Genomic DNA, 21,119 nt, shown 5'->3' on the forward strand with positions numbered 1-21,119 from the left:
CCGCCGGGCCGGCAGGGCGCGAGGAACGCCCGCGACGGGGCGCGGGGTCAGGCCGTGCGGCTGCAGTACACCGTCAGCGGCGCGCGCTTGCCGAACACGAACGACGACGCCGCCTCGCCCGTCTCGCCGTCGTAGGCGACGCGCTGCGGGCCCGACCACAGGTGCACGTGCAGCTCCGGCGTCGCGGAGGTGGCGTAGCCGGAGCTGCGGTCACTGATCCCGAGCAGGGCGCCGAGCACCGCGCGGGTGCGGCTGAACGGGACGTCGGCGCGCAGGTACTGCACGTCGAGCAGGCCGTCCTCCAGCCGCGGCCGCCACGCCGGCGCCAGGCCGCGCGGGGTGTAGCGGCAGTTGCCGACGAACAGGATCCAGACCTCGACCGGCCGCCCGTCGAGCACCATCGACACCGGCGTCCCGGCGCGCAGCACCTGCGCCGCCGCCACCGCCGTCGCGGTCCACCGGCCGAGCCGCCGCTCGAGCGCGTCGCGGCGCCGCACGAGCTCCGGGTAGACGCCGATGCTCGCGGTGTTGAGGAACGGCACCCCGTTGACGTCGGCGACGTCCACGCGCACCGCCTGCCCGGCCGTCACCGCGTCGGCGGCGTGCTCGAGCGTCTCGACCCCGAGGTCGCGGGCGAAGTGGTTGAGCGTCCCCGCCGGGAGGACGGCCAGCGGCAGCGCGGCCTCCAGCGCCACCGCTGCGGCGGCCGCCACGCTGCCGTCCCCGCCGGCCACGCCGAGCGCCGTGGCCCGCCCCGACCGAGCGGCCTCCTCGAGCAGGTCGCCCACGCCGCACCCATCGGACGCCGCCAGCACCTCGGCGCGGGGCAGCAGGCGCCGGATCTCCTCGGCGGGGTCGTAGCCCTCCGGCCCCGACCGCGGGTTGACGGCGACGACGAGGCCCTCGCCGTCGGGCAGCGCGGGGGCGCTGCTCCCGGGCCGCACGCGCGCCGGCTCGGTCGGGCGCACGGGCCACCACCGCCGGCCGGCCAGCGCCACGCCGGCCCCGATGGCCAGCCCCGAGACGACGTCACCCGGGTAGTGCACGCCCACGTGCACCCGCGAGTACCCGACCGCCACCGCGAGCGGGGCCAGCGCGGCGCCGGCCAGCGGGTCCTCCATCGCCACGCCGGTGGCGAAGGCGGCCGCCGACGACGAGTGGCCGCTGGGGAAGGAGAGGGTGTGCGGCGCCCGGCGCAGCCGACGGTCGGCCGCCAGGTTCGCCAGGTCCGGCCGCACCCGGCCGAACAGCCGCTTGAGGACGGCGTTGACCACGCCGCTGGCCACCGCCAGCGAGCCCAGGCCCCGCACCGCGCCCCGCCGCGGCGCCCCGCGGCGCAGCCCGAGCACCAGGGCGATCATGAACCAGAGCTTGCCGTGGTCGGCCGCCCGCGACAGCCGCCGCAGCCAGCGGTCGGCCGGGCTCGCGGGCAGCGCGCCGACGGCGGCGTGCAGCCGGGCGTCCCAGTGGCGCAGCCGCAGCGGGGTCACCCGCGGGACGCTAGCCCTCCTCAGGCCTTGCGGCGGGCCCGGTAGGCGGCGACGGTCGAGCGGCTGGCGCAGGTGTTCGAGCAGTACCGGCGGCTGGCGTTGCGCGAGGTGTCCACGTAGACGTCGTCGCAGCCCTCGGCCGAGCAGACGCCGAGCCGCTGCCACCCGTGCTGGGCCACCACCTGGGACAGCCCCATCGCCACCGTCGTCGTCAGCTGCTCGAGCGCGGAGGCGTCGGGGCGCGCGTAGTGCAGGTGCAGCTCGCCGTCGTGGTCGGTGGCGTAGGGGTGCGGCCGGGCCAGGGCGAGCAGCTCGTTGAGCCGGGCGATGACGTCGTCCTGCGTCCCCGCGACGGCGACCGCGCGGACCAGGTCGGAGGTCGCGGCGGCGCGGCGGGTCTCGGCGGGGGAGAGCTCCAGCGCCGTCTCGGGGGTGAACCACTCGTCGTGGGCGCGCAGGAACGCCACCGCCCAGTCCGGATCCGCCGCGCGGTCGGCGTTGGCCAGGTCGATGGCCAGCTCCACGGCGTTCGACCCGTAGGTGTCGTAGTCCATGTGACTCCCTACCGCCCTGCTATCGTCGTAGGGGGTCAACGACTCTTGACCCCCTACTGTTCCTCTTCCTCGATCTTCTGAAGTGAGTTCCGTCGTGCGTGCGTACCTGTCCGTCTGGCGCCTGCCGTCCGCCCCCGTGCTGCTGCTCGCCGGCTTCGCCGGCCGGCTGCCCTCGGCGATGGTCCCGCTGGCGCTGCTGCTCATGGTGCAGCAGCAGACCGGTTCCTACGCCGCCGCCGGCCTCGCGTCGGCGACCTACGGCCTCGCGATGGCCGCCATGGCGCCGGTGCTCGGCCGGCTCGCCGACCGGCGCACCCCGCGCCCGGTCCTGCTCGGCCAGGCCGGCGCCTACCCCCTCCTGCTCGCCGTGCTGGTGGCCGTCGTCCTCGGCGGCGCGCCGATCGCGGTCGTCGTCGCCGCGTCGGCGGCGGCCGGTGCGGCGACGCCGCTGGTGTCGGGCACCGTGCGGGCGCTGTGGTCGCGGGTCGACCCGCGGGTGCGCGGCACCGCCTTCGCCCTCGACGCCACCGCCACCGAGCTGGTCTTCGTCGCGGGCCCCACGCTGGTCGCGACGCTCGCCGTCCTCACCGGCCCGGCCTGGGCGCTCGGCGTCGCCGGCCTGCTCGCGGTGGCCGGCGCGCTGGGCATCGCGACGTCGAGGGCGCTGCGCGGCTGGACGCCCGTGCCGGCCACCCAGCGCACCAGCCCCTTCGCCACCGTGCTCGCCCCCGGCATGCCGCGGGTGCTGGTCAGCGGATCGGCGCTGATGCTCGGCTTCGGCGCGCTGGAGGTGGCCATCCCGGCGTTCGCCGACGCCGCCGGCTCGCCCGGCATGTCGGGCCTGCTGCTGGCGCTGTGGTCGCTGGGCTCGGTGGCCGGCGGCCTGTGGTTCGGTGCCCGCGTGGTGAGCGCCTCGCTGCCGCGCCAGTACCGGTGGCTGCTGCTCGGCGTCACGATCGGCCTGGCGCCGCTGGCCGCGGCGTCGAGCCCGTGGGTGCTCGGCGCGCTGCTGTTCCTCGGCGGGACGGCGATCGCGCCGACGCTCACCGTGCAGAACTCGCTGGTCGGCGCCCTCGCCCCGGCACACGCCACCACGGAGGCCTTCACCTGGCTCTCCACGATGGCCACCGGCGCCTCGGCGGTCGGCGCGGCGCTCGGCGGGGCGCTGATCGACGGCCCGCACGGGGTGACCGGCAGCCTGGTGCTGGCGGTGGCCGGCGCCGCCGTCGCGGTGCTGGTGACCCTGCTGCCGGGGCGTCGCGCAGTGTCGTCCCCGCGGGAGCGGGTGGCCGTCTGAGCCCTCCCTCCCGGCCCGGACCCCCCGGGCTGGGAGGGCCGCGGAGGCCGCTGGTAGTCTCTTCTCCGGTGGTTCCGGGGGGACTCGGACCCCGGGAGGCTTCGCCTAGTCCGGTCTATGGCGCCGCACTGCTAATGCGGTTTGGGTTAATCCCCATCCCGGGTTCAAATCCCGGAGCCTCCGCGCACGACAACTGCACAGCACGCACCCGTAGCTCAACGGATAGAGCATCTGACTACGGATCAGAAGGTTAGGGGTTCGAATCCCTTCGGGTGCACGTCTTGGTTGAGACACCGCCACGGCCCCGCTCCTCGCGCAGGAGCGGGGCCGTGGTGTTCCTCACGCCCGCGCCCGCCGCTCCGTCCGCGCCCGGGCCCGGGCGTGCGCCCGGGTCAGCAGGTCGCGCACCGTCGCCTCCGTCCGCGGCCCCGGGTCGACCACGCAGACCCAGCCCAGCTCGCCGTGGACCGGGTGCGCCGGCACGGTGTCGGTCGCGTCCGGGGCGGGCTCGTCGTCGCCGGCCGGCTCCCGCGGCGCCCGGCCGACCAGCGCGGTGAACTCCTCCCGCCCGACGCCGACGTCCACCCGGAACGTCCCGGGCCGGTCCAGCCGCGACGACCGGTCGCCGGGTACGTCCTTGGTCGCGACCGTCGCGAACGGCTGGGTCCGCGGCACGACGCCGTCGGGCGCCCAGTAGAGGAAGACGTCGCCCCAGGCCGCCTCCGGCGAGCCGTCGCCCGGGCCCGGCCGCAGGACCAGGACGCCGCCTGGCGAGGTGGCGTGACCGATGATCTCGTCGATGTCCACGCCTTCGAGCGTGGCATCCAGGTCCCTGTGGAGGGTCGGGCCCGAGGAGACGGGGAGGAACCGGTGCGGAGTCTCCAGTCGGGCCTGCGGACGGTCGACGTCGCCCGGCGGGCCGGGTGCTCGGTGCAGCACGTGCGCGACCTCGAGGCCGCGGGCGTGCTGCCTCCGGCCGGGCGCACCGCGTCGGGGTACCGCACCTTCGCCGAGGAGCACGTCCGCGCGGCGCAGGCCCACCGCGCTCTCGCGGCCGCCGTCGGGCCGGTGCACGCCACGGAGCTCCTCCGCACCGCCCACCGGGACCCGCCGGGGCTGCTCCGCCTCCTCGACGCGGCCCACGCCCGGCTCGACGCCGAGCGGCGCGGCCTGGCCCTCGCCCGCGAGGCCGCGGAGCTGATCGCCGGTGAGCCGATCCGGGACGTGCGGCCCTCGGACGCGATGGGCGTCGCCGAGCTCGCCGCGGCCCTCGGCGTGCGCCCGTCGACCCTGCGGCACTGGGACGCCGAGGGGCTGGTCAGCCCGAGACGGGGAGCCGGCGAGGCGCGCCGCTACTCGCCGGCCGACGTCCGGGACGCCCGGATCGTCCACCAGCTCCGCCGGGCGGGGTACCGCATCGGCCCGCTCCGGGAGCTCGTGCCGCGGTTCCGCGAGGCGGGGCGGCACGACGACGTCCGCGCCGCGCTGGCCGCCCGGGACGCCGACGTCGACGCCCGGTCCCGGGCGCTGTTCGAGGGGACCGCCGCGCTCGCCGCGCTGCTCGGCGCGGGCGTCGGGGGAGGGGATCGAGGGGCGGGGGGCCGGTCCTGACGGTCTGGCCGCGTTGGTCGGTCCACCGAGCTGTCGGTGGCCACTCGATTGCCGGCTGCCCCCGCCCACGTCCACTGTGAGCCGCATCACAGGAGCCGTCAACCCCGCCCGGGCGTGTCCCTCAACCCTCCGTGCCGCGCGGGACCACGACCACCGGGACCGGCGCCGCGCGCACGATGCGGGTCGCCGTCGAGCCGAGGAACACCCGGGCCAGCGGACCCAGCCGGGACGAGCCCACGACCAGCAGGTCGCCGTCGGACCACCCCGCGGCGGACACCGCACCGGGCCACCCCGGGCCCCGCGCCACCGCGGTCCCCGGCGGGCCGGGCAGGCCGGCGGCCACCCGGTCCAGCTCCTCCCGCGCCTGCCGGGCCCACGCGGAGGCCACCTCGCGCTCGACGTGCAGGCCGGTCTCCGAGGGCAGCAGCGGGTCGCGCTCGGGCGCGAAGGTGACCAGGCGCAGCGGCACCTCCCACGCGGCCGCGGTGCGCTGCGCCCAGGCCAGCGCGGCGCGGGAGCGGTCGGTGCCGGCCCACGCGCAGGTCAGCCGCGTCACGCGCGGCCCCGGCGCGCCCGCCCGCGCGGCCAGCGCCAGCGGCACGGGGGAGGAGCGCAGCAGGTGCTCGGGCACCGCGCCCTCCCGGCCGAGGACCAGCAGCGTCCCGCCGACCTGCCCGACCACGGTGACCAGCCCGGCCGGCACCGACGGCGCCTCGAGGGCGACGGTGCGCACCTCGGCCACCCCGGCCTCCCGCAGGTCGTGCGCCGCCCGGCCCTGGCGGGAGCGGACGACGTCGGCGACCCACGTCCGGTACTCGTGGTCCACCCGCGGGTCGGGGAAGCCGCGCGGGACCACCGTGGCCACCACGACGTCGTCCCCGCCCGTGCGGGCGAGCGTCGCGGCCAGCCGGAGGTGGGCCGCGCCGCCGTCCTCGAGGTCGGCGGGGTGGCCGACGACGAGGGTCACCGGGGCGTCCGCAGCGCCGAGTGGGTGCGGGCGTAGGTGACGTAGACGACCGCGGCGATCGCCAGCCAGCCGGCGAACAGCGCCCACGTGACGCCGGGCAGCCCCCAGATCAGGTAGAGGCAGAAGAGCACCGACAGCAGCGGCACCACCGGGAAGCCGGGCACGCGGAAGCCGCGCGGCAGGTCCGGCTGCGTGCGGCGCAGCACGACCACCCCGATCGACACCACGGTGAAGGCGACCAGCGTGCCCATGCTGGTGAGGTCGACGAGGAAGTCCAGCGGGACGAACCCGGCCAGCAGGCCGACGAACAGCGCGACGGCGACCGTGCCGCGCACCGGGGTCAGCGTGCGGCGGTCGACCCGGCTGAACAGCGACGGGATCATGCCGTCCCGGCTCATCGCGAACAGGATCCGCGTCTGGCCGTACATGGTCACCAGCGTCACCGAGAAGATCGAGACGACCGCCCCGGCGGCCAGGACGACCGCGGGCCAGCGCGACCCGGTGACGTCCTCGAGGATCACCGCGAGCCCGGCCTCCTGCCCCTCGAAGGCGCCGGCGGCCTGGGCGCCGACCGCGGCGACGGCGACCAGCAGGTACACCGCCGTCACCACGACGAGGGCGCCGACGATCGCCCGCGGCAGCGTCCGGCGCGGGTCGCGCACCTCCTCGCCGGCGGTGGAGACGGCGTCCAGGCCGATGAAGCTGAAGAAGATCGACGACGCCGCGGCGCTGATCCCGGCCACGCCGAGCGGGGCGAAGGGCGCGAGGTTGCCGGCGTCGAAGGCGGTGAACGCGACGGCGGCGAAGAACAGCAGGACGCAGACCTTGAGCACGACCATGACGGCGTTGGCCCGCGCGGACTCGCTGGCCCCGCGGACCAGCAGCAGCGCGCACAGGGTCACCAGCACGATGGCCGGGAGGTTGACCGCGCCACCCGCGCCGGGGGCGAAGGCCAGCGCGTCGGGGATGCGCACGCCCAGCAGGTCGTCGAGCAGCTCGTTGAGGTACTCGCTCCAGCCCACCGACACCGCCGCCGAGCTGACCGCGTACTCCAGCACCAGGCACCAGCCGACGACGTAGGCGACGACCTCGCCGAGCGTCGCGTACGCGTAGGAGTACGACGAGCCCGCGACCGGGATGGTGGAGGCCAGCTCCGCGTAGCAGAGCGCGGTGAACCCGGCGGTGATCGCCGCCAGGACGAACGACACGACGACGGCGGGGCCGGCCTCGGGCACGGCCGTGCTCATCACGAAGAAGATCCCGGTGCCGATCGTGGCGCCGATGCCCAGCCCCATGAGCTGGCCGACGCCGATGCGGCGGGCCAGCGCCCCGCCCTCGGGGTCGCCGGCGCCGGTCTCCTCGACCATGAGCGCGACCGGCTTGCGGCGGAACAGCTGGGAGCGCACGGAGGGAGCACTCACGCGGACCTCCTCGACGGCGGGTCGACCGCGCCCACCCTCCCGCCTCGGCACGGGGGCGGCGAGTTCAGCCCACCCGGCGGAGCACCTCCGGGCCCAGCTCGGCGACCGAGGTGTGACCGGTGAGGCCGAGCGTCAGGTCGAACTCGCCGAGGACGTCGGAGACGACCTGCCGCACGCCGGCCTCCCCGGCCAGCCCCAGGCCCCAGGCGTAGGGCCGGCCGAGCAGCACCGCCCGCGCGCCGAGGGCGACGGCGACCAGCACGTCGGCGCCGCTGCGGACGCCGCTGTCGAGCAGCACCGGCGCGCGGTCGCCGACCGCCGCGACGACGTCGGGCAGCGCGTCCAGCGCGGAGATCGAGCGGTCCACCTGCCGGCCGCCGTGGGTGCTCACCACCACGCCGTCGACGCCCTCGTCCAGCGCCCGCCGGGCGTCGTCGGGGTGCAGGACCCCCTTGAGCAGGATCGGCAGCCGGGTGCGGGCCCGCAGCCAGGCGAGGTCGGCCCAGGTGATCGAGGGCCGGGAGTAGGTGGCCAGGAACGTCTCGACGGCGGCCCGCGGCAGCGGCGAGCGGAGGTTCTCCCGGAGCGGGCCGGGCCAGGCGCGGGCCATCCCGACCATCGCCAGCACCGCGGCGAGCGTGGGCCGGGGCTGGCGGTCGCGCCCGGCGGCCTCGCCCGCCTGCGCGGGGGCGACGTCGCCGGCCGCGGCGACGCGGGCCTCGACCAGCCGCCGGAACGCCGGGTCGGAGGTGTACTGGGCGATCCCCTTGCCGAGCGCGAACGGCAGGTGCCCGAGGTCGAGGTCGCGCGGGCGCCAGCCGAGCATCGTGGTGTCGAGGGTGACCACCAGCGCCTCGCAGCCCGCGGCCTCGGCCCGGCCGACCAGGCTCTCGACCAGCTCGTCGGAGGTCGACCAGTACAGCTGGAACCAGCGGGGCGCGTCGCCCATGGCCTGCGCGCACGTCTCCATGGGCACCGACGCCTGGTTGGAGAAGACGAACGGCACCCCGAGGGACGCCGCGGCGCGGGCCACCGCGAGGTCGGCCTCCCGGTGCACCAGCTCCAGCGCCCCGACCGGGCCGAGCAGCACCGGCGCGGGGATCCGCCGCCCGAGCAGCTCCACGGAGGTGTCGCGGTCGCTCACGTCGCGCAGCACCCGGGGGACGACGGCCCACCGGTCGAAGGCGGCGCGGTTGGCCCGCTGCGTGTGCTCCTCCCCGGCGCCGCCGGCCACGTAGGCGTAGGCCCGGGCGGTCAGCCGCGCCCGCGCCCGGCGCTGCAGGGGCTCCGCGGTGGTGGGGACGAGCGGCGAGCGCCCGTACACCCCGGCGCGGTAGACCTCGTTCTGGCGGCGGCGACCGGTCCCGGCTGCTGAGTCCACGAGGCCACCGTAGTGATCCGGCTCACCGGCCCCGCCCGGCCCTCGCGGCCCCCGCGGTCCCGACACGCCGGGCCGTTCGCCGCGACGCGCCGTCGGCCCGTCGTCAACGGGCGTCCACGGACCGCATGATGGGGGAGCGCCGCCACCGGAACCACCGGTGCCGCGGCGTGCACGACCGCTCGAGGGGGAAACGTGCCGGTCGGGTCCGTGCCGAGGCACACGCCCCGCCCCGTCGTGCCGACGGGGCCCGCTCTCCTGTTCGCCGTGTCCGGCCTCCTGGCCGGCTGGGTGGCGCTGGCCGGCCCCGCGCTGGCCGCCGACGACCCGGCCCGGCCCGACGCGCGCGTCACCCACGGGCCGAGCTGCCGCCCCGGCGGGGTCGCGGTCGAGGTGACGGCGGGGACCGTGGCCTACGCGGTCACGCTGGCCACCACGCGCAGCCCGGACGGCGAGGACTCCGCCGAGCTCGCCCCCGGCGAGACGGTGGTGCTGCGGACCGGTGACGTCGACTGGGGCGAGACGATCGACAGCCGGCTGGAGTACGCCGCGCTCGACGGCTCGGGGACGGCGTACACCGACGAGCTCGACGGCTTCTCCTTCACCCGCCCGGCCGAGGAGGACTGCGCCGCGATCACCGCGCCGCCGCCCGCGGAGGTCCCGCCGGCCCCGATGCCGACCCCCGTCCCGGAGCCCGGTGCCCCGGCGGGCGAGGCCGTGCCGATGCCGGTGCCCGGCCTGCCCGCCCCGGAGACCGCCCCGGGAGCTCCCGCCGACGGCCCGGACGCCGGCGCCTCGGTGTCCGCCTCGGCCGAGCAGGTGGCCGCCGGCGGCGAGGTCGTGCTGAGCGCGGCGGGCTTCGGCGCGGGGGAGCAGGTCACCGTCAGCGGCCCCGACGGCACGGTGCTCGGGACCGCGGTGGCCGCGCCGGACGGCACGGTCGAGGTGGTCGTCCGCATCCCCGACGGCGGGGTCCCCGGGCCGACGACGCTCGAGGTGGTCGGTGCCGACAGCGCGCGCACCGCCGCGGTGGACCTGCGCGTCGCCGCGGCGCAGGGGCCGGTCGACCCCGACCCGCTGCCGCTGCCGCTGGTGGCGGCCGGCCTGGCGCTGGTCACCACAGCCGCGGGGCTGGTGCTGGCCGCGGGCCGGCGGCACCCCGCGGACCCGACCGGGAGCGCCTGACGCGGACCTGGGCGACGATGGTGCGGTGACCCCCGACGACGTGCTGACGACCGGGATCCCGGCCGACCCCGCGGCACTCGCCGGAGCCGCGCCGGGCGCCGCGGAGACCTGGCTGCGGATCGTGCAGGTGCACGACCGGATCACCCACCGGGTCGACTCCGCGCTGCACCGCGAGCACGACCTGTCCCTCACCGGCTTCGAGGCGCTGCGGCGGATCGCCGAGGCGCCGGGCGAGCGCGCCACGATGGGCGAGGTCGCCGAGGCCCTCGGGCTGTCCCGCGCCGGGGTCACGAGCACCGTCGGCCGGCTGGTCGACCAGGGGCTGGTCGTGCGCGAGCGGCGGCCGGGGGACCGGCGGCTGCTGCACGCGCGGCTCACCGAGGCGGGCCGCGAGCGCGTCCGCGCCGCCGCGGTCACCCACGACGAGCTCGTCGCGCACCTGCTCACCCTCCTGGGTGACGACGCCGCGGTCGTCACCGACGCGCTCGCCCGGGTCTCCGCCGCCACCCGCATCCGCCGATGAGCTGAGGACCCTCCCGTCCCCCGGCCGGAACGACGTCGTCCGGGGGAACTTCAAGCCCGTAGTGTTTGCGGGCGGTCGCGCCCGGGCAGGGCGCGATCATGTCCGTGAGCTGCACCGTCGTCGTGCCGACCATCGGCCGGCCCTCGCTCGACGTGCTGCTCGACGCGCTGGCCGCCATGCCCGGCCCCCGCCCGGCCGAGCTGGTCGTCGTCGACGACCGCCCCGCCGGGTCCCCCCTGGCCGTCGACCGGCCCGGCCTCCCGCCGGTCCGCGTCGTCCGCACCGGCGGCGGCGGGCCGGCCCGCGCGCGCAACCTCGGCTGGCGCACCGCCCGCACGGAGTGGATCGCCTTCCTCGACGACGACGTCGTCCCCGACCCCGACTGGTACGAGCGGCTGGCCCGGGACGTCGCCGACCTGCCCGCCGACGTCGCCGGCAGCCAGGGCCGGGTGCGGGTGCCCCTGCCGGAGGACCGCCGGCCCACCGACTGGGAGCGCGGCACCGCCGGCCTGGCCACCAGCTCCTGGATCACCGCCGACCTCGCCTACCGCCGCGCCGCGCTGGCCGCCGTCGGCGGGTTCGACGAGCGCTTCCCCCGCGCCTTCCGCGAGGACTCCGACCTGGCGCTGCGCGTCATGGACACCGGCAGCCGGCTGGTGCGCGGGCAGCGCCGGATCACCCACCCGGTCCGGCCCACCGACCGGTGGGTGAGCGTGCGCGTGCAGGCCGGCAACGCCGACGACGTCCTCATGCGCCGGCTGCACGGGCCGGGCTGGCGCGAGCGCGCCGACGCCGCGGTCGGCCGCCGTCCGCGGCACCTCGCCGTCACCGCCGCCGGGCTCGCCGCGCTCGGCCTGGCCGCCGCCCGCCGTCCCCGCGCCGCCGCGGCCGCGGCGCTGGCCTGGGCCGCCGGCACCGCCGAGTTCGCCTGGGCCCGCATCGCGCCGGGCCCGCGGGACCGGGCCGAGGTGACCACCATGGCGCTCACCAGCGCGGCCATCCCGCCGCTGGCCACCTGGCACTTCCTGCGCGGCGCGGTGCGGCACCGCCGCGTGGCGCCGTGGCGCGGGCTGCCCGACCTGGTCCTCTTCGACCGCGACGGCACGCTGGTGCACGACTTCCCCTACAACGGCGACCCCGACTGGGTCCGCCCGGTCGACGGCGCCCGCGAGGCCCTCGACGCCCTGCGCTCCCGCGGCGTCCGGGTGGGGGTCGTCAGCAACCAGTCCGGCGTCGCCCGCGGGATCATCACCCGCGGCCAGGTGGACGCCTGCATGGCGCGGCTGGCCGAGCTGCTGGGCCCCTTCGACACGCTGCAGGTCTGCCCGCACGGCCCCGAGGACGGCTGCGACTGCCGCAAGCCGGCACCGGGGATGGTCAAGGCCGCCTGCGCCGAGCTCGACGTCGACCCGGCGCGGACCGTCGTGATCGGGGACATCGGCGCCGACGTCGAGGCCGCCGCGGCCGCCGGCGCCGGCGGCATCCTGGTGCCCACACCGGTGACCCGGCGGCAGGAGGTCGACGCCGCGCCGCGCGTGGCCGCCTCGCTGACCGCCGCGGTCGACGACGTCCTGGCCGGCCGGTGGTGAGGCCCCGCCGGGGCACCGTCCTCGTCGCCCGGCTCGACAACGCCGGCGACGTCCTCCTGCAGGGGCCGCTGGTCCGCGCCGTGGCCGCGTCCGCCGAGCGCGTCGTGTTCCTCGCCGGCCCGGCCGGCGCCGAGGCCGCCGCGCTGCTGCCCGGTGTCGACGAGGTCTGGACCTGGGCCTGCCCGTGGATCCTCGGCGACCCGCCGCCGGTCGACGCCGCGGACCTGGCCGCGCTCACCGACCGGGTGCGCGCGCTCGCCCCCGACGAGGCGGTCGTCAGCACCTCGTTCCACCAGTCCCCGCTGCCGCTGGCGCTGCTGCTGCGTGCCGCCGGCGTCCCGCGGATCTCGGCCACCAGCGTCGACTACCCCGGGTCGCTGCTCGACGTCCGGCACCGGGTCGGCCAGGACGACGAGGTGGACCTGCCGGAGCCCGAGCGCGCGCTCTCGCTCGCCCGGGCGGCCGGCTTCGACCTCCCCGACGGCGACGACGGCCGGCTCGCCGTCCGCCGCCCGCTCCCGGCCGTCGGTCACGAGCCGGGCTACGTGGTCCTGCACCCCGGCGCCTCGGTGCCCGCCCGCGCCTGGCCCGCCGAGCGCTGCGCCGAGGCGGTCGAGGCGCTCGCCGACGCGGGCCACCGCGTGCTGGTCACCGGCGGGCCGGGGGAGCGGGCGCTCACCGCCGCGGTCGCCGGCACCCGCGGCACCGACCTCGGCGGGGCCACGAGCCTGCCGGAGATGGCCGCGCTGCTCGACGGCGCCGCGGCCGTCGTCGTCGGCAACACCGGCCCCGCGCACCTGGCCGCCGCCGTCGGCACCCCGGTCGTCTCGCTGTTCAGCCCGGTCGTGCCGGCCGTCCGGTGGGCGCCCTACGGCGTCCCGACCGTGCTGCTCGGCGACCAGGACGCGCCCTGCCGGGACACCCGGGCCCGCGTGTGCCCGGTGCCCGGCCACCCCTGCCTCTCGTCGGTGAGCGCCGCCGACGTCGTCGCCGCCGTCGAGAAGGTGATCGCCGCATGAGGGTCCTGGTCTGGCACGTGCACGGCTCCTGGACGACGGCGTTCGTCCAGGGCCCGCACGAGTACCTGCTCCCGGTGACCCCCGACCGGGGTCCCGACGGGCTCGGCCGCGCGCGCACCTGGGACTGGCCGGCGTCGGCCCGCGAGGTGACGCCGGAGCAGCTGCGCGACGAGCACGTCGACGTCGTCGTGCTGCAGCGGGTGCGGGACCTGGAGCTGGTCCGCGAGTGGCTGGGCCGCGAGCCCGGCCGGGACCTGCCGGCGGTGTTCCTCGAGCACAACGCCCCCGGGCTGGAGGAGGGCGCCGCGCCGGTGCCGTACACCCGGCACCCGCTGGCCGACCGCGACGACGTCCCGATCGCGCACGTCACCCACTTCAACCGGCTCTTCTACGACAACGGCCGCGCCCCGACGACGGTCGTCGAGCACGGCATCGTCGACCCCGGCGAGCGCTGGACCGGCGAGCTGGCCCGCGCCGCCGTCGTCACCAACGAGCCGGTGCGCCGCGGCCGCACGGTGGGCGCCGACCTGCTGCCCGGGCTGGCCGCCGCCGCGCCGGTCGACGTGTTCGGGATGGGCCTGTCCGGCCTGCACGAGCGGTACGGCCTGGACCCCGGCCGGGTGGCGCTGCACGACGACCCGCCGCAGGCCGCCATGCACGCCGAGCTGGCCCGCCGCCGGGTCTACGTGCACCCCGTCCGCTGGACCTCCCTCGGGCTCTCCCTGCTCGAGGCGATGCACCTGGGCATGCCGGTGGTCGCGCTGGCGGCCACCGAGGTGGTGGAGGCGGTGCCCCAGGGCGCCGGCGTGCTGTCCACCCGGCCCGAGGTGCTGTGGGACGCGGTCCGCACCTACCTGCACGACGAGGACGCCGCCCGGCTGGCCGGCAAGGCGGCGCGCGCCGCCGCGCTGGAGCGGTACGGGCTTCCCCGGTTCCTCTCCGACTGGGACACCCTGCTGGAGGAGGTCACCCGATGAGGACGCACCGGGGCACCGGCGCACCGCTGCGCATCGACCTGGTCAGCGAGCACGCCTCGCCGCTGGCGGCCATCGGCGGCGTGGACGCCGGCGGCCAGAACGTGCACGTCGCCGCCCTGGCCGCGGGCCTGGCCGCGCGCGGCCACGAGGTCATCGTGCACACCCGCCGCGACGACCCGGACCTGCCCGACGAGGTGCCCACCGCCGACGGCTACGCGGTCAGCCACTTCACCGCGGGGCCGGCGCGGGCGCTGCCGAAGGACGACCTGCTCGGCCACGTGCCGGAGCTGGCCGCCGCGCTGCGGGCCCGCTGGGGCGTGCGGCCGCCCGACGTCGTCCACGCCCACTTCTGGATGAGCGGGCTGGCCGCCGTCGAGGCCGCCGGGAGCCTGCTCACGCCGGTGCCGGTGCTGCAGACCTTCCACGCCCTCGGCTCGGTCAAGCGCCGCCACCAGGGCGACGCCGACACCTCCCCGGCCGGGCGGATCGAGCTCGAGCGGGACCTGTGCGCGGCGGTCGACCACGTGGTGGCCACCTGCAGCGACGAGGTGTTCGAGCTGCGCCGGCTGGGCCTGTCGCGCGACCGCGTGTCGATCGTCCCGTGCGGCGTCGACACCGCCGTGTTCACCCCGCGCGGCCCGGTGGCGCCGCGCTCGGGCCGGCCGCGGCTGCTCGTGCTCGGCCGGCTGGTGGAGCGCAAGGGCCAGGAGGACGCCGTCCGCGCGCTGGCCGCCGTCCCGGACGCCGAGCTGGTCGTCGTCGGCGGCCCGCCGGCCGACGCGGTGGACGCCGACCCCGAGGTGCGCCGGCTGCTCGCCGTCGCCGCGGAGGTCGGCGTGGCCGACCGGGTGTGCTTCGCCGGGTCGGTCGCCCGCGCCGACGTGCCCGCCTGGGTGCGCTCGGCCGACGTCGTCCTGGCCGTGCCCTGGTACGAGCCGTTCGGCATCACCCCGCTGGAGGCGATGGCCTGCGGCCGCCCGGTGGTCGCCACCGCCGTCGGCGGGCTGCAGGACTCCGTCGCCGACGGCGTCACCGGCGACCTCGTGCCGCCCCGCGACCCGGCCCGGCTCGGCGAGGTGCTCGCCGCGCTCCTGGCCGACGACGCCCGCCGCGCCGCCTACGGCGCGGCCGGGGTCCGGCGCGCCCGCGCCCGCTACCGGTGGGCCCGCGTGGCCGCCGACACCGAGGCCGTCTACCGGCAGGTCCTGTCCACCCGGCGTCCCGTCGAGGCCGTCCGATGAGCGCCCCTGGAGGTCGCCGCGTGAGTGTCGCTCCCCACCATGCCCACGAGAGCACTGCCGGCGAGGTCGTCTCGCCCGACTCCTGCACGCACCTCACCGGCCGCGACCACGTCGCGTCGCTGCAGGCGGCCGTGCGCAGCCTCGACGCCTCGGTCGACACCCTCGACCGCTGGGGCCGGCTGCTGGCCGACGTGCTGTGCGGGGAGTCCCGCGGGCGGCTGCTGGCGGCCGGCAACGGGGGCAGCGCCGCGCAGGCGCAGCACCTCACCGCCGAGCTGGTGGGCCGCTACCGCGCCGACCGGCCGCCGTTCTCGGCGATCTGCCTGACCGCGGAGACCTCCTCGCTCACCGCGATCGCCAACGACTACCCGGCCGACGAGCTGTTCGCCCGCCAGGTCGAGGCGCACGGGCGGGCGGGCGACGTCCTGGTGCTGCTGTCCACCTCCGGGCGCAGCCCCAACGCCGTCGCCGCCGCCCGCCGGGCCCGCGAGTGCGGCATCACCGTCCTGTCGATCACCGGTCCCGCGCCGAACCCGCTGGCCGCGGCGTCGGACGAGGCGGTCTGCATCGACTCCCCGTGGACGGCGACCGTGCAGGAGTGCCACCTGGTCGCGCTGCACCTGCTGTGCGCCGCCTTCGACGCCGCGGTGCTGGCCGAGCCCGCCCGCGTGCCGCAGACCCGCCTCGGGATCGCCAGGTGAAGCCGCTGGTGGTCGTCGGCGACGCGCTGCTCGACGTCGACCTGGTCGGCACCGCGTCCCGGCTCACCCCTGACGCGCCGGTGCCGGTGGTCGAGGACCTGGAGACCCGCGAGCGCCCCGGCGGCGCCGCGCTGGCCGCGGTGATCGCCGCCCAGGCGACGAACCGCGAGGTCGTGCTGGTCGCCCCCCTCGCCGACGACGACGGCGCGGCCCGGCTGCGCGCGCTGCTGGCCGGGCGGGTGCGGCTGGTCGCCGTCCCGGCCACCGGCGGCACCGCGGTCAAGCGGCGGGTGCGCGTGGGCGACCACTCCGTCGTGCGGCTGGACAGCGGCGCGCCCACCGTCACCCTCGGCGAGCTGCCCGAGGAGGCGCGCGCGGCCGTCCGCGACGCCGCCGCGGTGCTGGTGGCCGACTACGGGCGGGGCACCACCGCCGACCCCGCCGTCCGGGCGCTGCTGGCCGAGGCCGGCGGGCCGGTCGTGTGGGACCCGCACCCGCGGGGCGCCGACCCGGTGCCGTCGGTCCGGCTGGTCACGCCCAACGGCTCCGAGGCCGCCCGCGTGGCCGTGGACGTGCCCGCCGACGGCGACGGCCTGGCCGCCGTCGGGGCGCGGGCCGAGGCGCTGATCCGGCACTGGGGCGTGGGCGCGGTCGCGGTGACCCTCGGCGCGCGCGGCGCGCTGCTGTCCTACGGCGAGGGCGCGCCGATGGTCGTGCCCGCCGTGCCGGTGACCGGCGGCGACCCCTGCGGCGCCGGCGACTCCTTCGCCGCCGCCGCGGCGCTGGCCCTCGCCGACGGCGCGGTGACCGGCGAGGCGGTGGCCGCGGCGGTCGCCTTCGCCGGCCGGTTCGTCGCCGCGGGCGGGGCCGGCAACTGGAGCGGGGCGTGGGACGCCGCCGCGGTGCCCGAGCCGGACGTGGCCGCCGAGGACGACGTGTCCGCCCTGCTCGCCCGCGTGCGCGCCGCCGGCGGCACCGTGGTGGCCACCGGCGGCTGCTTCGACCTGCTGCACGCCGGGCACGTGGCCACGCTGCGCGCCGCCCGCGGGCTCGGTGACTGCCTGGTCGTGTGCATCAACTCCGACGACTCGGTGCGCCGGCTCAAGGGCCCCTCGCGGCCGCTGGTGACCGCCGCCGACCGCGCGCGGGTGCTCGAGGCGCTGGAGTTCGTCGACGCCGTCGTGGTGTTCGACGAGGACACCCCGGCGGAGGTGCTCGACCGGCTGCGGCCCGACGTCTGGGCCAAGGGCGGCGACTACGCCGGTGCCGACCTGCCCGAGGCCGCGGTGCTGCGGCAGTGGGGCGGCCAGGCCGTCGTCCTGCCCTACCTGGACGGCCACTCGACCACCGCCCTGGTCGAGCGCTCCCGCGTGTGATGGAGGACCCCCTCGCCCCCCACCGCTCGCGAGCTCGCGGCGGGCCCCTGCGAGGGAGCCGTGCCAGCAGTCCTGTGGCCGTCGTCCTGCGGCCGCTGGGGCTCGGTGACCTGCTCACCGGGGTCCCGGCGATCCGGGCCGTGCGGGCGGCCGTGCCCGGTCACCGGCTGGTCCTGGCGACGACGACCGCGCTCGCGCCGCTGGCCGGGCTGGTCGACGCCGTCGACGAGGTGCTGCCCGCCCGTGAGCTCGAGCCGCTGGACTGGCCGGGGCCGCCGCCGGAGCTCGCCGTCGACCTGCACGGGAAGGGACCGGCCTCGCACGTCGTCGTCGCCGACCTGCACCCGCGGCGGCTGCTGACCTTCGCCAGTCCCGGCTACCCGGGCCCGGCCTGGTACCCCGACGAGCACGAGGTCCGGCGCTGGTGCCGGCTGGTGTCCGAGGGCCTGGGCGTGGCCGCGGACCCCGACGCGCTCGACCTCGCCGTCCCGGACGTGCCCCCCGCGGTGCCGGGCGCGGCGCTCGTCCACCCCGGCGCGGCGTTCCCCGGTCGGCGCTGGCCGCCGGAGCGCTTCGCCGCCGTCGCGCGGTGGCTGGCCGACGCCGGGCACGACGTCCGCGTCACCGGCGGCCCGGCCGAGCGCGAGCTGGCCTGCGCCGTGGCGCACGGGGCGGGGCTCTCCGACGACGCGGTGCTCGCCGGGCGCACCTCCACCCTGGAGCTGGCCGCCACGGTCGCCGCGGCGCGGGTGGTGGTCAGCGGCGACACCGGCGTCGCGCACCTGGCCACCGCCTACCGCCGGCCGTCGGTGGTGCTGTTCGGCCCGGTGTCACCGGCGCTGTGGGGCCCGCCCCCGCGCGAGCAGCACGTCGTCCTCTGGCACGGCGACGGCACCGGCGACCCGTGGGCCACCGAGCTGGACCCGGCACTCGCGCGGATCAGCGTCCCGGAGGTCACCGCCGCGCTGGAGCGGCTGGGCCCCTACCTCTGACGCAGCGCGTCGAAGAGCACGCCCTGCAGGTCGTTGGGGTCGACGGCGGAGTAGGCGGCGCCGCCGGTGGCCTGCGCGATCTGCTCGAGGGCCGCGACGTCGGCGTCCGGGCCGAGCGCGACGCCGATGACCTTCACCGGCCGCTGCGGGTCGGCCTCGTCCTGCAGCGTCTGCACCAGCTCGTCCAGCGCGATGCCCGACGAGTCCTCGTTGGTGCCGTCGGTGACGAGGACGACGCTGCTCACCGCGTTGGGGTCGTACTGCTCGCGCGCGGCGCGGACGGCGGCCAGCGCGGTGTCGAACAGGCCGGTGCCGCCGGGGGACAGCCGCCCGGGGAGGGTGTCGAGCTGCTCGTCGAGCGCGTCGCGCTGCGTGCCGCCGTCGACCTCCTCGTCGAGGGTGCGGATGGGTGCGAGCTCCACCCAGTCCTGCTCGCCCTGCAGCTGGTAGGCGAACACCCACAGCCCGATCGACGAGGTGCCGGGGATGAGGGTCAGCGCGCTCTTGGCGGCGTCCCGGGCGAGCGTGGCGCGGGTGCCGTTCCCGGCGGGGGCCTCCATCGACTGGGACACGTCGATGACGGTGAGCAGCCGCGACGGCGCGGCGAGCCGGGCGAGCTCGGCCAGCAGGCCCTGCACCTGCTCGGCGTCGACCGGCAGCACCTCGGGCGCCTGCTCGCGCACGCCGGGTCCGGGGTCGGTCGGCGCGGTCCCGTCCGCGTCGCGGAAGCCGGCGGCGAGGACGGCGGTGCGCGCGGCCTCCGACGTCAGCGCCCGGACGACGGCGTCCACGGCGGCCCGGTCGTCGTCACCGGGGGAGCCGACCCGCAGCACCGGGTAGTCCAGCTCGGGCGAGCCCTCGGCCGGGTACACGGCGACCAGCTGGGGGTCCTCGGCGCCGCGGTTGACGCTGATGACCTCCTGCTCGCTCACCGGCACCAGCGGGGACCCGGGGTCGCCGGACTGCGCCGTGGCCAGCGCGTCGGCGGGGCTGACGGCCGGCCCGCGGCGGGCGGCCAGCACCGCCTGGACGACGGCGTTGTCCGCCGCGTCGCCGCCGCCCAGGGACGTGCGGACGGCGGCCAGCGCGGCGACGCCCTCGGCGCTGGCGGCGAGGTCCGGGACGGCGACCGGGCGGGCGCCGGACAGGGCCTCGCTCCACTGCGGCGCCTGCTCGCTCCAGCCGAGCGCGTCGGCGGCGGCCCGGCTGGTGCCCAGCACGACCGGCGAGGTGGCCATGGAGCCCGACGGGTCGAGCGGCGCGTCACCGGCGCGCACGGTCCACAGCGAGCTGTCGGGCACCCAGACCTGGGGCAGCGCGGAGCCCTCGAGGGCGGAGAGGTCGCCGACGGTCTGCAGCGGCTCCTGGGCGGCGACCTCGGCCGCCGCGCAGGCGCCGCCGCCGAGGTCCTGCGGCTCGGCGAGGAGGTCCTGGGCGACGTCGCCCAGCTCCGGGGCGACGGTCACCCGGACGGTGCGGGTGGTCCCGCACCCGTCGCTGCTGCCCGAGCCGGCCAGCCACCACACCACGCCGCCGGCCACGAGGGCCACCACGAGGAGGGCCACGACCAGGGCGATCGGGGCCGGGCGCTGCACGCGGCGCGCAGAGGTGGTGTCGGCATGGCGGCCCATGGGTTGCTCTCCGTCAGTGTCCGGTTCCTCGGCGTGCCCCTAGCCGCCGGTCCCAATGTAAACGTGAACCAGGACACCGAGGAGAGGTGCCGCCGGAGAAGTGGCCCAGGACACCCGCCGGGCTCAGCCGGCGCGCAGCGCGGCGGCCTCCCGCTGCTCGGCGAACCAGGCCACCGTGCGGCGCAGACCCTCCTCGGAGGGGACCGTGGGCCGCCAGCCGAGCAGCTCCTCGGCGCGGCGGGTGTCGGGCCGGCGGACCTTCGGGTCGTCGACGGGCAGGTCGACGTACTCGATCCCCGACGACGACCCGGTGAGCTCGATGATCCACTGGGCCAGCCGCAGCATCGACAGCTCGTCGGGGTTGCCGACGTTCACCGGGCCGGGCTGGTCGGAGCAGGCGAGGGCGAGGATGCCGCGGACGGTGTCGTCGACGTAGCAGATCGAGCGGGTCTGCGAGCCGTCGCCGGCCACGGTCAGCGGCCGCCCGGCCAGCGCCTGGCCGACGAAGGCGGGGATGGCCCGGCCGTCGTCGGGGCGCATGCGGGGGCCGTAGGTGTTGAAGATCCGCACGATGGCGGTGTCGGTGCCCTTGGACGTGCGGTAGGCGGTGGTCATCGCCTCGCTGAAGCGCTTGGCCTCGTCGTAGACGCCGCGCGGACCCACCGGGTTGACGTTGCCCCAGTACTCCTCGGGCTGGGGGTGCACCAGCGGGTCGCCGTAGACCTCCGAGGTGGAGGCCAGCACGTAGCGGGCGCCCTTCTCGTGGGCCAGGCCCAGGGTGTGCAGGGTGCCCAGGCTGCCGACCTTGAGCGTCTCGATCGGCATCCGCAGGTAGTCCAGGGGGCTGGCCGGCGAGGCGAAGTGCAGCACGAGGTCGACGGGGCCGGGGACGTGCACGAAGTCGGTGACGTCGCAGCGGACCAGGCGGAAGCCGGGGTGCTCCATCAGGTGGACGACGTTCTCGGGCGAGCCGGTGAGGAAGTTGTCGAGGCACACCACCTCGACGTCGCGGTCGAGCAGGTGCTCGCACAGGTGGGAGCCGAGGAACCCGGCCCCGCCGGTCACCACCGCCCGCCGGATCGTCCGCGCCGCGTGCACCATGCCGTGCTCCTCGTCTCGCCGTCGTGCCCCGGACGGGGGCCTGCGCAGAGCCCTACCCGGAGATCA

At 77.8% G+C, this 21,119-nt stretch carries 19 protein-coding genes and 2 tRNA genes; 13 read left to right on the forward strand and 8 right to left on the reverse strand.

What is annotated here, in order from left to right; translation table 11 throughout:
- Nucleotides 1-47 precede the first annotated feature (47 nt).
- On the reverse strand, nucleotides 48-1,490 hold the full coding sequence (locus ACI79Z_RS02665) for a phosphatase PAP2 family protein (protein WP_456901618.1): 1,443 nt from the start codon (nucleotides 1,488-1,490) through the stop codon (nucleotides 48-50).
- 20 nt (nucleotides 1,491-1,510) lie between these two features.
- Nucleotides 1,511-2,044, reverse strand: coding sequence for a CGNR zinc finger domain-containing protein (locus ACI79Z_RS02670; RefSeq protein WP_387988461.1), 534 nt, complete (start codon nucleotides 2,042-2,044; stop codon nucleotides 1,511-1,513).
- A 136-nt stretch (nucleotides 2,045-2,180) separates the two neighbouring features.
- Here ACI79Z_RS02670 and ACI79Z_RS02675 point away from each other — a divergent pair, with 136 nt between their 5' ends.
- From ACI79Z_RS02675 to ACI79Z_RS02685, 3 genes are all read left to right on the forward strand, one after another.
- Complete coding sequence (locus ACI79Z_RS02675) at nucleotides 2,181-3,341, forward strand: MFS transporter (RefSeq protein ID WP_387988460.1); 1,161 nt, start codon at nucleotides 2,181-2,183, stop codon at nucleotides 3,339-3,341.
- A 94-nt stretch (nucleotides 3,342-3,435) separates the two neighbouring features.
- Nucleotides 3,436-3,524: transfer RNA gene (locus tag ACI79Z_RS02680), tRNA-Ser, on the forward strand.
- Between the two features lie 21 nt (nucleotides 3,525-3,545).
- Nucleotides 3,546-3,618: transfer RNA gene (locus tag ACI79Z_RS02685), tRNA-Arg, on the forward strand.
- A 62-nt stretch (nucleotides 3,619-3,680) separates the two neighbouring features.
- On the opposite strand, the gene ACI79Z_RS02690 is transcribed toward ACI79Z_RS02685, so the two are convergent.
- Nucleotides 3,681-4,148 (reverse strand): DUF6194 family protein, encoded by a 468-nt coding sequence (locus tag ACI79Z_RS02690; RefSeq protein WP_456901619.1) that lies wholly within the window; start codon nucleotides 4,146-4,148, stop codon nucleotides 3,681-3,683.
- Nucleotides 4,149-4,211: 63 nt separating this feature from the next.
- Between ACI79Z_RS02690 and ACI79Z_RS02695 the strand changes: the two genes are divergently transcribed.
- Nucleotides 4,212-4,952, forward strand: coding sequence for a MerR family transcriptional regulator (locus ACI79Z_RS02695; protein WP_456901620.1), 741 nt, complete (start codon nucleotides 4,212-4,214; stop codon nucleotides 4,950-4,952).
- Between the two features lie 121 nt (nucleotides 4,953-5,073).
- On the opposite strand, the gene ACI79Z_RS02700 is transcribed toward ACI79Z_RS02695, so the two are convergent.
- From ACI79Z_RS02700 to ACI79Z_RS02710, 3 genes are all read right to left on the reverse strand, one after another.
- The gene (locus ACI79Z_RS02700; RefSeq protein ID WP_387988457.1) at nucleotides 5,074-5,919 is read right to left on the reverse strand and encodes a universal stress protein; all 846 of its coding nucleotides are present in this window, start codon (nucleotides 5,917-5,919) and stop codon (nucleotides 5,074-5,076) included.
- A complete protein-coding gene (locus tag ACI79Z_RS02705; protein ID WP_387988456.1) occupies nucleotides 5,916-7,340 on the reverse strand; it encodes an amino acid permease in 1,425 nt (474 codons plus the stop codon). The genes ACI79Z_RS02700 and ACI79Z_RS02705 overlap by 4 nt, the downstream gene beginning before the upstream one ends.
- 64 nt (nucleotides 7,341-7,404) lie before the next feature.
- Nucleotides 7,405-8,721, reverse strand: a complete 1,317-nt coding sequence (locus tag ACI79Z_RS02710) for an alpha-hydroxy-acid oxidizing protein (RefSeq protein ID WP_456901621.1) — start codon at nucleotides 8,719-8,721, stop codon at nucleotides 7,405-7,407.
- Nucleotides 8,722-8,985: 264 nt separating this feature from the next.
- On the opposite strand from ACI79Z_RS02710, the gene ACI79Z_RS02715 reads away from it, so the two are divergent.
- The 9 genes from ACI79Z_RS02715 (at nucleotide 8,986) to ACI79Z_RS02755 (ending at nucleotide 18,321) form a co-directional block, all read left to right on the forward strand.
- A complete protein-coding gene (locus tag ACI79Z_RS02715; RefSeq protein WP_456901622.1) occupies nucleotides 8,986-9,903 on the forward strand; it encodes a hypothetical protein in 918 nt (305 codons plus the stop codon).
- 25 nt (nucleotides 9,904-9,928) lie between these two features.
- Entirely contained in the window at nucleotides 9,929-10,426 is a 498-nt protein-coding gene (locus ACI79Z_RS02720) for a MarR family winged helix-turn-helix transcriptional regulator (protein WP_387988453.1), read from the forward strand.
- Nucleotides 10,427-10,524: 98 nt separating this feature from the next.
- Entirely contained in the window at nucleotides 10,525-12,015 is a 1,491-nt protein-coding gene (locus ACI79Z_RS02725) for an HAD-IIIA family hydrolase (RefSeq protein WP_456901623.1), read from the forward strand.
- Nucleotides 12,012-13,034: a glycosyltransferase family 9 protein gene (locus tag ACI79Z_RS02730; RefSeq protein ID WP_456901624.1), complete on the forward strand. Its 1,023-nt coding sequence runs from the start codon at nucleotides 12,012-12,014 to the stop codon at nucleotides 13,032-13,034. The genes ACI79Z_RS02725 and ACI79Z_RS02730 overlap by 4 nt, the downstream gene beginning before the upstream one ends.
- Nucleotides 13,031-14,011, forward strand: a complete 981-nt coding sequence (locus ACI79Z_RS02735) for a glycosyltransferase (protein ID WP_387988450.1) — start codon at nucleotides 13,031-13,033, stop codon at nucleotides 14,009-14,011. Before ACI79Z_RS02730 ends, ACI79Z_RS02735 begins: the two co-directional genes overlap by 4 nt.
- A complete protein-coding gene (locus ACI79Z_RS02740) occupies nucleotides 14,008-15,252 on the forward strand; it encodes a glycosyltransferase (protein ID WP_456901625.1) in 1,245 nt (414 codons plus the stop codon). Before ACI79Z_RS02735 ends, ACI79Z_RS02740 begins: the two co-directional genes overlap by 4 nt.
- 20 nt (nucleotides 15,253-15,272) lie before the next feature.
- Nucleotides 15,273-15,953 (forward strand): D-sedoheptulose-7-phosphate isomerase, encoded by a 681-nt coding sequence (locus ACI79Z_RS02745; protein WP_387988448.1) that lies wholly within the window; start codon nucleotides 15,273-15,275, stop codon nucleotides 15,951-15,953.
- The gene (gene rfaE2 / locus ACI79Z_RS02750) at nucleotides 15,950-17,329 is read left to right on the forward strand and encodes a D-glycero-beta-D-manno-heptose 1-phosphate adenylyltransferase (RefSeq protein WP_387988447.1); all 1,380 of its coding nucleotides are present in this window, start codon (nucleotides 15,950-15,952) and stop codon (nucleotides 17,327-17,329) included. Before ACI79Z_RS02745 ends, rfaE2 begins: the two co-directional genes overlap by 4 nt.
- A 74-nt stretch (nucleotides 17,330-17,403) precedes the next feature.
- Nucleotides 17,404-18,321, forward strand: coding sequence for a glycosyltransferase family 9 protein (locus ACI79Z_RS02755; RefSeq protein ID WP_387988446.1), 918 nt, complete (start codon nucleotides 17,404-17,406; stop codon nucleotides 18,319-18,321).
- Here ACI79Z_RS02755 and ACI79Z_RS02760 read toward each other — a convergent pair.
- Entirely contained in the window at nucleotides 18,312-19,952 is a 1,641-nt protein-coding gene (locus tag ACI79Z_RS02760) for a VWA domain-containing protein (protein ID WP_456901626.1), read from the reverse strand. The genes ACI79Z_RS02755 and ACI79Z_RS02760 overlap by 10 nt on opposite strands.
- A gap of 123 nt (nucleotides 19,953-20,075) precedes the next feature.
- Entirely contained in the window at nucleotides 20,076-21,053 is a 978-nt protein-coding gene (locus ACI79Z_RS02765) for a UDP-glucuronic acid decarboxylase family protein (RefSeq protein ID WP_387988444.1), read from the reverse strand.
- Nucleotides 21,054-21,119 lie beyond the last annotated feature (66 nt).

The sequence above is a fragment of the Geodermatophilus sp. SYSU D00663 genome, from assembly GCF_054050655.1.

Bases quoted from the DNA above. Each gene is read 5' to 3' on its own strand.
- ACI79Z_RS02670 (WP_387988461.1), bottom strand. From the start codon at position 2,044: ATGGACTACGACACCTACGGGTCGAACGCCGTGGAGCTGGCCATCGAC.
- ACI79Z_RS02725 (WP_456901623.1), top strand. From the start codon at position 10,525: ATGTCCGTGAGCTGCACCGTCGTCGTGCCGACCATCGGCCGGCCCTCG.
- ACI79Z_RS02735 (WP_387988450.1), top strand. From the start codon at position 13,031: ATGAGGGTCCTGGTCTGGCACGTGCACGGCTCCTGGACGACGGCGTTC.
- ACI79Z_RS02740 (WP_456901625.1), top strand. From the start codon at position 14,008: ATGAGGACGCACCGGGGCACCGGCGCACCGCTGCGCATCGACCTGGTC.
- ACI79Z_RS02760 (WP_456901626.1), bottom strand. From the start codon at position 19,952: ATGGGCCGCCATGCCGACACCACCTCTGCGCGCCGCGTGCAGCGCCCG.
- ACI79Z_RS02765 (WP_387988444.1), bottom strand. From the start codon at position 21,053: ATGGTGCACGCGGCGCGGACGATCCGGCGGGCGGTGGTGACCGGCGGG.